The sequence below is a fragment of the Nocardia sp. CA-145437 genome (genome assembly GCF_050956485.1).
Lineage (GTDB): Bacteria > Actinomycetota > Actinomycetes > Mycobacteriales > Mycobacteriaceae > Nocardia.
Genome location: NZ_CP191204.1, coordinates 996,990 through 1,010,683 on the forward strand (window position 1 = coordinate 996,990; position 13,694 = coordinate 1,010,683).

General features: G+C 63.3%; 9 protein-coding genes. All 9 read right to left on the bottom strand.

Annotated elements, in window-relative coordinates; all coding sequences use genetic code 11:
* Positions 1 to 33: 33 nt before the first annotated feature.
* Positions 34 to 324: a hypothetical protein gene (locus ACQPYY_RS04375; protein WP_433592827.1), complete on the bottom strand. Its 291-nt coding sequence runs from the start codon at positions 322 to 324 to the stop codon at positions 34 to 36.
* Between the two features lie 15 nt (positions 325 to 339).
* Positions 340 to 747, bottom strand: coding sequence for a hypothetical protein (locus tag ACQPYY_RS04380; protein WP_433592828.1), 408 nt, complete (start codon positions 745 to 747; stop codon positions 340 to 342).
* A gap of 91 nt (positions 748 to 838) precedes the next feature.
* Positions 839 to 1,345, bottom strand: coding sequence for a hypothetical protein (locus ACQPYY_RS04385; RefSeq protein WP_433592829.1), 507 nt, complete (start codon positions 1,343 to 1,345; stop codon positions 839 to 841).
* Positions 1,346 to 1,358: 13 nt separating this feature from the next.
* Complete coding sequence (locus ACQPYY_RS04390; RefSeq protein WP_433592830.1) at positions 1,359 to 2,006, bottom strand: hypothetical protein; 648 nt, start codon at positions 2,004 to 2,006, stop codon at positions 1,359 to 1,361.
* Positions 2,003 to 3,079: a hypothetical protein gene (locus ACQPYY_RS04395; protein ID WP_433592831.1), complete on the bottom strand. Its 1,077-nt coding sequence runs from the start codon at positions 3,077 to 3,079 to the stop codon at positions 2,003 to 2,005. Before ACQPYY_RS04395 ends, ACQPYY_RS04390 begins: the two co-directional genes overlap by 4 nt.
* Positions 3,080 to 3,139: 60 nt before the next feature.
* Positions 3,140 to 11,398, bottom strand: a complete 8,259-nt coding sequence (locus tag ACQPYY_RS04400; RefSeq protein WP_433592832.1) for a toxin glutamine deamidase domain-containing protein — start codon at positions 11,396 to 11,398, stop codon at positions 3,140 to 3,142.
* Between the two features lie 23 nt (positions 11,399 to 11,421).
* The gene (locus ACQPYY_RS04405; RefSeq protein ID WP_433592833.1) at positions 11,422 to 11,934 is read right to left on the bottom strand and encodes a YbaB/EbfC family nucleoid-associated protein; all 513 of its coding nucleotides are present in this window, start codon (positions 11,932 to 11,934) and stop codon (positions 11,422 to 11,424) included.
* A gap of 60 nt (positions 11,935 to 11,994) precedes the next feature.
* On the bottom strand, positions 11,995 to 12,312 hold the full coding sequence (locus ACQPYY_RS04410; protein WP_433592834.1) for a WXG100 family type VII secretion target: 318 nt from the start codon (positions 12,310 to 12,312) through the stop codon (positions 11,995 to 11,997).
* Positions 12,313 to 12,409: 97 nt separating this feature from the next.
* Entirely contained in the window at positions 12,410 to 13,591 is a 1,182-nt protein-coding gene (locus ACQPYY_RS04415; protein ID WP_433592835.1) for a hypothetical protein, read from the bottom strand.
* Positions 13,592 to 13,694 lie beyond the last annotated feature (103 nt).

The following is a 13,694-nucleotide window of genomic DNA, read 5'->3' on the forward strand; positions in this document are numbered from 1 at the left end:
GAGGGGCGTTCGTAGTCGGCACGATCACAGGATTCAGTCTTCGGACTTTTCCGGGGACTCGTAATGGGCACGCAGCTCGCCCGGCGCGATGGTGTTCTCCAGGGTCACAGGTCCAAATCCCTTGGTGAACTTTGGATTGCCATCGACGATGCGCTCGGAGTCGCCCAAGGCCTGACGGGCACGCATATCGGCCGCTACCTGCCGATCGATCTCGTGTAGCCGCTCGACAGTGATTCCCATCCGCGCGGCGGTCTGTTCGTCGATCTCTCGTTGCTTATCGGGTTCAGCGGGATTCATCCAGGGCGGCAAAGGAGGTTTCGTCATGAGCTGTTCCCCTGGTCAGAAGTAGGCCGCGATCGCCGCGTCGAACCGCGGATCGGCCACGTCGACATCGCTGTTGGGCCGGTAGTTCCGGCTCCGGACATGATGAAGAAATTCGGCCGGAACCTCCACCGCATAGTTCTCCACGTAATGAATCGAGTCGACCCGCCAGATCCACTCCCCGTCTGACACCAGCGACGGCCCGCTACGGATCGATTTGGTCGGATCGAGCAGATCGGTGACATCGCCCAACACGTCGAAGACCGGCGTGCCAGCCTTCATGTACGCCACCACCAGGTATTGATCCTCAACCTGGTGATCGGAGGTGGAGTCCAGCAGCGCCGGCAGCTCCGCGTGCGTGTTCGGATACATCTCCCGGTATAGCCCGACGGGTTTGAGCCCGCCCGCGGTCTTCGCTCCGGTCACTGTGCAACCCCCGACATTGCATGTCTATGGACGCCGCCCAGGGTACCGGTCGAGTGGGCAGACTCGCGTGTGAGGAATCCAGCGAAACCGATCATCCACGTCCGATTACGGTCTGGTTCAGGATTCTGTCGGCGAGGTCGGAAGCAACGTCGGCGAGTGGGATCCCTTCCCGGGACGAGCCGAAGGCTGAACCAGGCCGCAGGCGGGCATCGAGCTCCCGGAGAAGCGAGCCGATGATCATCCCTTGTCTGCCGGTGAGTTCGACAATCCGTTCGGGTGCGCCGGCGTCGAACCCTCGCGTGTGGCGGTCAGCAGCGAGTTCCTGGCGCAGATCGTGGGCTTCGGAACCGAGTTCGACAGGCCGGGTTGGTGTTCGGGTGTAGTCGAGACAGCCGCGCAGATGGCGGGCGGGGTCCTGAACGGGACGGGCGTCGGTTGCGGCAGCTGTCGGCTCGTTCCCTTCGAGAGCCAGATGTAAGTCGATCAGCGCCGCGCGAAGTCCCTCAGGATCATGTTCGGCGTTCGGTAACGCATCAAGAACACGGATTGCGACGATGCGCAGTTGTTCGTATCGGGATCGGGAGTCTGTGGACGTCATCGGTGGCGGCTCCTCACGAATGTGCAGCGGGAAGATTCCGGGCGGTTCGGGTCGCTTGGTCGATCATGGCCAGGGAGGCTTCGACCGCCTCCGGTATCCGGTTGTGCTGGTGGACTATCCGCTGCAACTCTGCGGCTCTATGGCGGGTGGCGGGCATGTCGGCATACAGCTGCCGCAGAACTGCGACCCATCGGTCGAGCGGGACAGGCTCACCGACCTGTTGGTGGATCAGCATGGTGCCTGTGAGGTCGGCTGGATATCTGTCGACTAGATACAGGCCGATCGCGCTGATGTCGGGAACGAGTAGCGGCACACCAGCGACCGTGGCGGCGAGTGCGGCGTCGTCGAATTCGGTGGCCCGGACAGGAACTACAACCACGTCGGCATCGCGGAGATCAGCCATGATCTCGGCGATGCCGGTTGTGTAGGGACGAACATCGACCGGACCGGCGGCAGCGTCAGACAAGAAGAGCTGGACACGCTCGAGCATAAGTTGCGGTACGCCACGAACGATGAGGTTGACCGGAACTCCGGTTTGCCTGAGTTGACTTGTAATTCGTGCCGCAGCCATCGCATTGTCCGCTGAGCCTTCCACGCGGCAGAAGGTCGCGATTGTGAGCCCGGCCGAGTCCGGTGCGCGAGTTGGTTCGCCGGAAGTCATTGCCGCCCTAGGAATGTTTGGTCAAGTACCGACCACGCGAGGTCGGTCACGACGTCGGCCAACTGCTCGCCGTCTCGACTGGGTCCGAACGCTGCTCCAGGACGCAACCGGGACGCCAATTCGAGCAGGAGCCCCCCCGAGGCAATCCCCTGCAACTCGGTCAGCTCCACGTTGGCATCACCCATGTCAGGATCGGCCTCCTCGATACTGCGGCCGGTCGTCAGCGATTCGCGCAGTGAGGCAGCGTGTTCAGCAAGAGTGATCCGGCGGGGAGTCGAGCCGTCGTAGCCGAGTAGCGACAGAAAATGGCGAGCCGGATCTCGACCGGAGTCGTCAGACGGCAACTGCTCGTCACGCCTGTCCAAGATCGCCTTGTGCATTTCGGCGAGGCGTATGCGTAGAACTGCCGGATCACCGGCCGGATCGCCGAGAACGGCGAGAACCGAAGTGCACGCAGCACGGAGCCGGTCATATCGCTCGACATGCTCGGCCTCGGTCACGCGCCGTATGAAATTCTCCGCCTGTTCACGCAGTTCAAGCGGTGCCGGCTGCCACGTCGGGCTGGTCATGAAAATAGCCAGCTTGTCCCGCTTCTCGACCTCGGCCGCAGAAGGATGGACGCCGATCACCGGCCAGAGTTCCTCGAGATTCTGGGCCGGTAGGTCCCAGTGAGTTGTCCGCAACCAGTTCTCATTCCACCACGTGGTCTCGTAGCTTTCGCGGTGGGGTGGCGCAGTCACCTTGAAATCGGTGATTTCCAAACCGGAGTCGAGTACGGCGGTTGTGAAAATTTTCCTCCAGCGGGCGATTTCCTGATCGCTCAGATCAATATCATCGGCGGCGGAAATCAGGATGGACCACTGGTCCTCGGAATGGCGCCATAAATTGAGCATCAATGAGGAATCGCCGTCGTGGCTGATGTCTCGCCAGCCGAAATCCTCGTCCTGCCAGTCGCTCAGCCTGCCCATCTTGGTCAGCCCCAGCTTGGCGCGTATCTGCTCGAGTCGCTCCTGGTCGAGGTGTCCGTGCAAGTCGAGCCTGCAGCGTGGACGCCGTCGTTTCAGCCTCTTCATGCGTCGTTCGATCCTCATCTACTCGGGCATTTCGCAGTGTGGCTCAATGATCGTCGTGCTCTACCTGTGTTCTGGGTCGGCCGGTTGATGGATGACATCCAAGGTGGCCGTTCCCGGTCGTGCCCAGGCGACGTACTCGAACTGCCACAGACAGCCTATCCCGGTCTGTGGATAAGCCAGGATCACTTCCCTCGGGAACCGTGCGGCGAGGATCACACCCGGTCGGTCGAGACCTGCCAGCCAGTCCGATGCGATGTCGCGGTGGCTGGTCCACGAAGAAATTGGCCTTTGTTCCGGCATCGCGATAACGGTGCCGGGTGGTTGTGCGGCCCAATCCGGGAATTTCTGAGGGTCCCAGGAGACGCCGCGGTAGAGCACGAGGCTATTGACGCCTTCCCCCGCGAGCTTCTGTTGCGTCTGGTCATACTGGATGCGGAGCAACTCGCGATGGATATCGCCGTAACTTTCGACTTCTTGGTCGACCCGAGCGCGCAGCTCGTCGGTCATCTCCCAGCCCATAACGTCACGAAGCCCGAACTCGATGATCGCGGCCTCTTGGATCGCCAATGACTTCACATTGACGCCGTTGGAGTCGTGGGCCCAGGCCATGACCAGTTCGCTGACGGCCATCTCTCGCAGCACCCGCTCGGTGTGTGGACTATCCATGGGCAGTAACCGATCGGGTGCGTGGTGTGAATTACCCGAGTCGAGTTCGGACCGGTGCAGCATGGTCCCGCCCATCGACGGAAAGGCGGGATTGGAGAGCGCTACAACGTAGTCGGGGTCGCCGAGCCGCTCTGACATCCTCGGATCGACGTTCTTCGCCCGCGCTGCTTCGATCAAGCGATCGGTCGGTGCGTTTATTCGATCGGTAATCGATCGGATGACATGGGTTTTCGCGATCTCGGAGCGGGTAACCAGGCCGTGGTCGGTCATGACCGCACCGCCGAGATCCTGTGACCACGATCGTTCGGCGGTGGCCGTCGGATCGACCGCGGTCGCGTGTCCGGGGGTGAGGCTGCCATCGGACTCGATCGGCACGGACAACCGTCCTCGGTCCTGAACAATCCAGTCGGTATCCTGGAAGTGCACCTGGAAACCGAGATGCGATACGTCAGCAGGACCGGTGCCATCGAAGACGGCATAGGACATATCCCGGCCTGTGCGGGCGCTCCACTCCTTCGCCCAGCTGTCGAGATGGGGGTACTCGTCTTCGATCAGCTTTTTATTCAGGTATCCGTGGTCTTTCGACAATTCGCCGACGTATCCGGCGGGATCCCACGAAGCGCGTGCGCGCTCAAACATCGCATTTGAGGAGATATTGATATCGAAGTCGCTCGGCTCTTCGAGCCCGAGTTTGTACATCGAGTCGTATGGGCGGCTCAACGGACGGCTCGGGTCCTCACCCAGCCATTCCTGAAGCTTGGCACGGGCTTCGGGGTGGTCAGCGAGCTCCTCCAATGTGGGGAGCTTCTTATGCACCCCGGAGAAGAAGTCGGCAGCCGAACCTCGCAACCGAATGTCCACGCCTTGGGTATCGATACCATCGCGGTGCAGAGCCTCCAGTAGCGAAGTCCGCCACTCCCGGTAGGTTTCAGGAGTCATGCCCAGCGGTGCCTCACGCGCCATCCAGGCTTCGACCTGCTCATGGGTCAACCCGAGGAATTCCAGGTCGCGGGGCTGGACCTCGTACCCCGTGACAGGGTCGGTGGGCCAGGGGTGGGCGAAGTTGCCGGGCAGCTCCGATGTTGGTTGGTGCGCCAGGTCCGTGGAATCCGGCAGTACGTCGTGGCGGTCGATAGCGTTGACGAGTTCTTCGGCCGCGGTACTCCACGTTCGGTTCTGGGTCTGCAGATGCTGCTGGAGTTCGAGAGCGCGTGCCCGCGCTTGTTCGGGATCGGCGAGTACGGTTTGTAGCTTGTCGACCCATCGATCGACTGCCACTGGTTCTTCGAATCCCTGCTCGACGACGCTGTGTTCGGCGATGTGCTCGGGGAACCGGCCGACATCACCGATGAATCGACCCGCACCGCTGGTGCTCGGAAGCAGTACTGGAACGCCGGCACCGGCTGCCTCCAGTCCGACAAGTCCGAAGCCTTCGGCGCGCGACGGCATGATCACGACATCGGCTTCACGCATATCGGCCAGGATTTCGGACCGATCGATCGTGAAGGGTCGTACATCGACGTGGTGTCGCGCAACCGCGGAGAGGTCCGTTCGGGATAGATCGATGAGGTCCGGTGGAACACCCCGGACTATCAGATCGACCTCTACCCCGCGGGCGTTGAGTTCACGTATCATCTCGGCCGCCTGCAGCGCGCCCTTCTGGGGGCTGTCAGCTCGGCCGAACATCAGGATCTTCCGCCGCCCGTCGCCGACTTCGGGCGGAATCTGTTCCTCGAAAGGGACTCCGGGGATCATCTCGTGGATCACGGGGTCATTGCCCGACATATCGGCTAGTCGACCGGCTTCCTCGGCCAGGGTCGGGCCGACGCCGACCACGACGTCGGCGGTGGACACCAGATCCTTTTCCATCGACTGGAATTCGAGGCCCAGCTCGGGCTTCTCCGCGACGCGGCCGAGAGCGTCAGTGACCATATGGACGACGTGGACCAATTTCGCGTCCGGATACATCGCATCCCGGATTTCACGTGCGGCGAATCCGGAGAAACGGCTGTGTCCGACAACGGCGTCCACGTCGGCGGGCAGGTCACCGAGGTTGGAGGTGAGCTGCTCCTGTTTGCTGACGGCGGGATCGAAGGAACGAGGACCAACGATCGTGATCCCTTCGCCCCCTTCGGCTCCCGTGACCGGATGGCCTACCCGGACGATGACCTCATGGCCAGCCGCAGCCAGCCCTTCCGATAGGTTCTTGTTGACTGAGACGACGCCGCCCTTGTGCGGATCCCACTCCGTGCACACCAGAAGGATTCGACGACGACGTTCGGTCGGATCCAGTGACTGGTCGGCTTGTTCTCTCGGTTGTGTGATACGAGTTGACGGCGAATCGGGGGGCGCTTTTTTGCCATCGGCCCCCAGGGTGTTCCAGTTCTCGCTCGGGTCCTCCTCGTACTTCGGGGGGAGTCCATCCGTCTGATCGGCAGGTTTGTGGGCTGTGGGTTTCGGGGCGGTCCCGTCGGTTTCGGTGGTGGGATGGAAGGTACGCCATTCGGCGTCCTTGGCGAGGACCGCGGGGGAGTCGGGGATCGCGCGGACGCCTACCACGTCCGAAGGGGCGCGGACGGGGACGCCGAGTTCGTTGGCGATGTACTGGGCCCAGCCCACGTCGTTGCCGCTGTGGCAGGAGAGGAGACGTACCGGGGTGCCTTCCACGTACTCAGGGTTGTTGCGGATCGCCTCCAGTACCCGGTGCGGGGCGACCTCGATACCGCCCTCGGCGGTGGGTTTTCCGAAACGGTCGCCGTGAACGACGACGTCATGTCCGCCCTCGTTGCGTACGTTGTCGTAGACGCGCTGGACGTCGGGGGATTCGCCAAGGGCAGTCCGGTTCGGGCCATGGCGGACGAGCAGTTCCTCGGGCGGGTGAACATCTGCCTCCTGCACCGAGGTCTGGTCGTTCGAGGGTGTCTCGCGGTCGGTGTGAGTTCCCGGCGCCCCGTGGGTCGGTGTGTGCTCAGCAGACTCGTACAGGTAGACGCGCGTGACTCCGAACAGACCCGCGTTCGGGTCTTCCACCACGCCGCGGACTTCGAAGGTAGTGCCGCGCTTGAACAGCACTTCCTTCTCGTGCGGTCGCGCGGAAATCGCGCTGATGTCGCGGCCGCTTTCCGAATGCATGATGAACTCGACATTGCTGGTAAAGATTCGGCGGGGATCCCGCGACGTGCTGGTCAGCGAAGGCTCGGTGACTTTCGCTCCGGGGACGTAGCCGGCGAGTTGATCAGCGCTGAGATATGTTCCACGCCAGGCTGTTCCGATGTACTCGGGTAGCTTATCCAGTCCCGTCGCGATATCGGTGACGAGCTTCTGCTGCTCCGGAGAGAGCTCGAGCTCGTTGCGTAGACGGTGGTTCAGATCACTGAAGACATCCGCGTCCGGATCGGTGTAACGGTGCAACGCGTCGCGTTCCTCGGGGGTAAGCGCTGACGTAGCCTCGGAAGCTGGAATCTCGTTGTGTGGCTGTGTATCCGGATCGTGGGCGGTACTCGGCTCGTCCTTCGGGGGCTCGGAATGGGACTGTTCGTTCGGTTCACGTCCCACCGGTTCTGTGCCGGCTTCGGCATGAGCATCGGCGAGATCCTCAGGCCGAGGCAGCAGATGCTCGTGGTTCTGCTCGACGTACTTCGCCAGCGCGACATCGTGTTCGTGGAACAACTGCCACGCGGAAACCCATCCCTCCCGATCGCGCAGCCCGAGCTGATCGGCAAGTTCGGCGAATCGCACACGTAGCGAGGGTAATTCGGGCGTCCGTGCAGGATCGCCGTGCGCTGCGAAGATGTCGTTGATGTGCCCCCGAAGCTGTTCGAAACGATCCTGAAGATACGGGGTCAGCGTTGACGGACGATCCGGATCAAGCTGTGTCTTTCCCTGCGGATTCCCGTCGTCTAGTACTCGATCGTCAGGTACCCGGGCCAGGTCTCTGTCCGACGGTTGGCTGCCTGGACCGCGTTCGTCGCCCTGCTGATCAGATCGGGATTGGTGTCCACGGTCGTCTGGATCTGTCGGCTTTCCCGGTTCACGATCAGACGGAGTTCCGTGGTCGGTTCCGGCGGTTCGGTCAGGGACTCCGCTGTCACCAAGTACTCGACCTCGGTCCGATCCTCCCGCGCCTGTTGGATGGTTAGTCTCCACCGGTACGGATAGATCTGTCCGCCCGGGGGTAGCGGTTCGCCCGTCCGAACCGACTGGTCGTACATCTCGCCCCATGTCAGCGGATGCATCGCGCTGCCGTGGCTGGTCACCACCCCGGTGAGGGGGTTCACTATCAGGCAGCCCCCGGTCCCCGGTGTTCTCGCTGCCTGGTTCGCCTCGTCCGGCGTGAGGATCCTCCAGCAGACCCAGGCGTGCTCCGTCCGGCGCATGCCCATTTGCTGGTTCTCCGGGACTATGTGGGCCTGTCGGAGATACTGTTCCACCTGTTCCCTGGTGAGCAGCTCCTGCACCCTTGATTCCTCCGTTCGGATCGACTTCGATGAAGCTCAGTGCGGCTGATCTTGCCACCATGGATGCCGGTGGTGTGTCCGACATGGTTCGCATCTGCGGGTCCCACCACACTGGACCGGACGCACCACGTGGATAGACGACCACTGTTGCGTGGGAGCCTGCGAATATCGGATATCCGTTGGCGTCGTACGCGAGGTTGCCGTTCGCGTCGAGGGCATGCCATACGTTGATGACCAGGGCGGACGAGAGTTCGCCCTTCTGGCTGATGTGATCGTGCAACCACGCGAATTGGTCCGCGATGTGGGTGGGACCGTTGACAGGCCAACTCAGTTCGTGGTCTCCGAGCCAGTACTTCGCTCGGTCCACACCACCTTCCTCGCCCAGCCCGTTGAACGATCCGTCGGCGAGTTCGTCCTTGAAGCGGGGGAGCCCGACCTGGGGGTCCCCGTGGAACGAGGACAATGCGGAGAGGCTCTGGTCGAGGCAGTTGTACTGGCGGACGGGTTCGTGCGGGCCGCCATCATTGATCAGCTCACCGTACGGATTGGTGCGGGGGTCGGCACCGACCAGGAATCGGTCGCCGTCGCGCAGGGCGTCCTCGACATCCCACTGGTACTGCTGGTGTTCCAAGTCGCCCAACCGGTTGGGGCCGATGGTCCGCGTATCGGGCAGCCCGGTCAACGCATTGCCGGTATTGGCGTGAGCGATGTCATTGCTGATGTGTCGCAGGTCGATATCGGTCAGCCCGTGGTCTTCCTTCGACAGCCCGAGATGTTCGCGCAGCCGTTCCGCCAGCACTTCCCTTGGTGTATCGCGGTTCAACACGTGCGGGTCCGCGGCTTCGTGGGGATCTCCGACCGCCGCTTTCAAATGCGCGGCCACGGGGTCATCCACGAATTCGAGTTCCACTCGAAGCTGATCACCGCTCAGCAGCCGTTCGCCGGTGTTGAAAACACGGTCCGTTGTCGCGTGCAGGTTGTCGACGACCTCCCGCAGGTGCGCGGTCGACACGTTCCCGACCTCGTCGAGATGCACTCGGACCGTGAGTGTCGTCAGTTTCTCGTCGGGGCCGTAGCTATAGCGGCGTGCTTCGTATACCGTTGTGGCGCTGGGTGATCCGTTGTCATGTGGCGTGACAACGGTCGGTTTGGTGGCCTCGGCGTTCTGTTCCTTGTAGAAGCCCTCGAACTCAGCCTTCGCCTTGGCAAGCGCGGGATCGGGCTCAACACCGGTCACCTTGTCGATGCGACGTCGAACCTCGAGAGGATGCTCGGCGGCCGGATGCGTCGTCGGTGTGAAGATCAGCGCCGGTTCGTCGAGTGCGGGCATGGCGTGCTCGGATGGATGGTCCAGTCCAGGGATCCCGGGATCCGCATGAGGGCCCCCATGGTCGCCGTCCAGCGGGTAGGTACCCGGATCTGCCTTGGCAATTGGCTGGTCGCTGCCCTCCGGCTGAGCACGCGGCTCCAGTGGTCCTTCGGCTGGCAGGTCGGACAGTTTCTTCACAGCTTCGTCGACGACGCTCGGTGTTCGATCCACCGGTGACCGGTCGACGGGGACTTCGCGCACAGGTGAAGGATTCGCGGGCACGGCAGCCGGCTCGGCGCGCACGGGCCGCACCTCGGGATCCAACGTGACAGGTCTGACCTCAGGGGCTCGGCCCGCCGGGACTTGTGCAGGCTTGTCCTGCACGCTCGCAACGAGATTCGCCTTCTGGTCGCTAGGCGTCACATTCGTGACGCGCGCCGGGCTGTCCGCCGCCGGACGACCAGGCGCTTCCTTGGGTACGGCCGACTCGCTCGGCCGGTCACTCGCTGCTGGTCGTGCTCCGTTGACCGCGGGCTTTGCTGCCTCAGCGGTCGGCCGGCCCGCCTCGCCGCTGCCAGGCCGGGTCTCCGGCTGATGGCCTTTTGGTTCTACTGTTGTTGCCGCGCCGTTGTTCGACGATTGGCCGTGCACAGCGGAATCCGAGTGCGTCCCGCCGCCCTGCTGGTGCGTGTTCAGTGTCTGCGGGGTTACGGCCTTGTCCACGGCCGCGGACTGCACGGTGGACTGTTTCGGACCGGCTTCGACACCGGCCTGGATTTCGGCGGCTCGTTCGTGGAGTCCGTGCGCGCCGCCACCTGCGGCGCCCATGAACAGGCCACCGGCGAGTAGCTGCCCGCTGAATTCCTTGTTGACCTTGTCCCAGTTCCCATTACTGTCATAGAGCTGGGTGCCGAGTCCGGCCGCGTACATGCCGCCCGCGCCGACAACACCGCCGACGATGCCACCAGTGAGGCGGCCGCCGATCGTCTTCGGAACGTCCTTGCCCAGCAAGCTCAAACCCTTGTTGGTCAGGTCGTGCCCCAGTCCGCCCGCCGCGCCGCCCGCGCCCCATTGGATGGCAGTTTGGAAGGTCTGCTTGAGGTCGAAGCCGCCGTCGCGGTGGCCCTCCATGATCTGGACGACCTGGGAGCCCGCGTCGAGCCCAGCCCCCATAGCCCCACCCTTGAGCGCCGCGACCGGGTAGCGGACGGAGGCAGGGGTTTTAGCGATGGTTTCGTTCAGCGCCTTCCACTTGTTGAGCGGTGTACCCAGCTTCTCTACGGTCGGCGCGAGCCGTTCGCCTACCTGCGTGATCGCCTTGCCGGCAGGCATGATGATCTCGCGAGACAGCGGTGCCGCCAGCTCTTTCAGGCCCGATCGGGCCATGAGCGCGCCGATTCGCTCGGCGATTTGCGCGGAGAACCTCGCGAGTACTCCGCGTGCCACCGCGAGGTAGGGAGTGACCGCGGCCCAGCCGTAGAACGACGCCAGCAGCGAATAGACCGTCCACAGCGTCAGGGCCGCGAAGATCTCCGCCTGAATCTTCGCGAACTCGATTTCGGTTGCGGTGGAACGCGCGTCGTGGCCCAGATTCTCCAGACCTTCGATCAGCTTCGGGAGAGAGTGGACGTCATTGGCGTCGAAGAGCTTGGCGAATTCGGCGAGCGCGGCGGTCGCGCCGTCACCCTCGTAGTACTGCGGGACCCTGTCGGTGGCGCTCTTGATCGACGGCTCGAGTTTCTCGAGTTCTGCGGCCGCGTGTTTCAACCCGTCACCGAGGGCGAACAGCGCGTCCTGGTCGCCCTTCGGATAGGCCGCCCCGAAGTTGAGCCACTGCATCAGCCAGTCGGGGAATAGATGATCCCCGGCGTAAGTCGTCCAACCCACGTGCGGTCCCGTAGTTCGCTAGGTCACCACTCCGGAGCGGAGATCGAGGATCTGCTGGAGCCGTCGTGATCCCATTCCTCGACATCGGCGAAGCGAACGACCGGGTCGGGCCCTGGCGCGATGCGCTCTGGAGAACCAGGAGGCGCGGTCGATACCGTCGGCAGCGTCGGCATCATCGCCTTCATGTCCGGCATCTCGGGGAAGAACTCCGAGAGCGTCGGAATGCGCGACTGATCTTCCTGGGCCCTGTTCAGAATCTCCTGTGCCTTCTCCTGCACCTTGGCCGCGGCTTCCTGGGTCGCGGCGGTGACGGCGGCGGCTATCTCGGAGTATTCGAGATCGTCGATGTCATCGGAGAAGTCGGTCTTGATCACGATGCAGTCGGCATTCACCGTGATGGTCACCCGGCGCTCGGCCGCGTGCGCGGTCGCGGTGAGCCGTGCGCGTTCCTCTTGTGCACGGGCCATCGACGCGATGCCGCCCTGTAGCAACTCCATCAAGTCGGATAGCTGCCCTTTGGCTGCTTCGTTCGTCATGATCTGCTCCTCCCCAGCCCACCGGGCACCCGCGACGGGTCGCGTGGGCTCGTGTACTGGCTAGGACTTGAAGCCGTCGGCGTTGACCTGCTCGGTCTCGTCGAACTTGTTGGCGCCCTGCTGCAGACCGCTCGAGTACGCCCGAAGCCGTTGCGACATTGAGACGAGTGTGTCCGCCAAAATGGGCTGCCGCTTGGTGTAACCGCCGTCACCGGCGGTGAACTCCGAGCCGTATTGGTCGGCGCCCCAGGAGCCGTCGCCGGCCTTCACCGCGGCGTCGAATGCGGCCTTGACAGTGTCCAGGGCGGACGCCGCGCTATCGAGATCGTTTGCTGTCGACCGCATTCCAGCGACCTCGACCCGCACCTTGTTCGTCATGGTCAACCCCCCGGTAGCAAGCTTCAGAGCAATCCTCGGTGATCATATACGCCGGGCGGTAGAGAGGGCGACGCCAATACCTCGAATGTCCCTGCGCCTATTCGGGTATCACGACTCCGGCCAGTAGTAGTTGGTAGTAGGCATTGTCGACGTCGGTCGCCGTACCGCTGAGGATCGCTGCGGCGAACTGGCGGGTCACGGTGCCGGCTTCAGCCGCGGCTACCAGCTCTGCCGCGGCGTCGGCGGCAACCTGCGCATTCAGTTTTGTAATGACATCGGCAGCGGCGGCGCTGGTCCATATGCCAGGTAGTGCTGGACCCAGCTCGGTGGCGGTTGGCGACTCACCACAGCGCCACGCCGAACCATCCCACCAATAGCAAAATGACAGCAACCCATTTGCCGCACGTGGATTCAGCACAGGGCCGGCGACCCAGTCAGGCGCGCCGCGATACAGCTGCGGTATATCGACGCCGTCGTTGTAGGTGGCGTCCAACCGCGGATCGTTCCACAATCCACCGGAAAGCACAGCACGACCGTGTGGCAGCAGATGTAGCGTCGCCCCGCTGTGTGAATTCCCCTCGAACCAGCCGAGCGCGGTCGTGACCCGTGGACCCCGCTGCGAATCGGCGGCAACGAACGCCGCGGCGATAGCGGCCCACCGTGCCCACATCAAAGGTAGGGCGGGAAGGTCGCTTTCGGCTCGTGGCGTGAATGCGCCATCGCCCGTTCGCGAATTCGCGGCATGGCTAGGTGTCCGCACCTGGCGATCCTCATGACCGAGGTAGGCGGCCAGCCATACCGGCAGCCGCCGACGTGGATACGTCTGAAGGTCCGCCAGATACGCCTGCGGCGGAAACAACTGCTGATCCGGAAACGGCTCAGCCCCATGGTCGAACTCGATTTCCGTCGAACCGCTCTTGTCGACCGAGGCCAGCACCCGCCACCACGGCCCCTTCTCCGACCCAGCCGACTGGTGCCGAAGCTCTCTCAGCAATCCGATGGCCCGCGCAGACAGCGGCACCTGGACAGCATGTTCGGCATCCGACACCACAACCCGCGCCGCCTCATCGCTGACGGTCATCGCGATGGCCGCATCCAGCCGATCCCAACCTTCAGGTAGCAGTGAGAACAGCTCCGCGGCAACTTGCTCCACCAGTGGAAGAGGCTGCGTCGAGCGATCCTGCGCCTCCACTGAATCGGTCGGTTCCGCCAGTCGGAATCCCACATCGGGTGATTCCGCAGTTGAATTGTCCTGACTCACACTGTCCTCGGTATCCACACCATCGGGCTCTCGACCTGCCCGAATCTAGCCGACTCTTGTACGTGGCGGCGTCCCACCGTTGGCCCGGCCGAGCTCCTGCCGGTATGGTCCCGATCGGTAT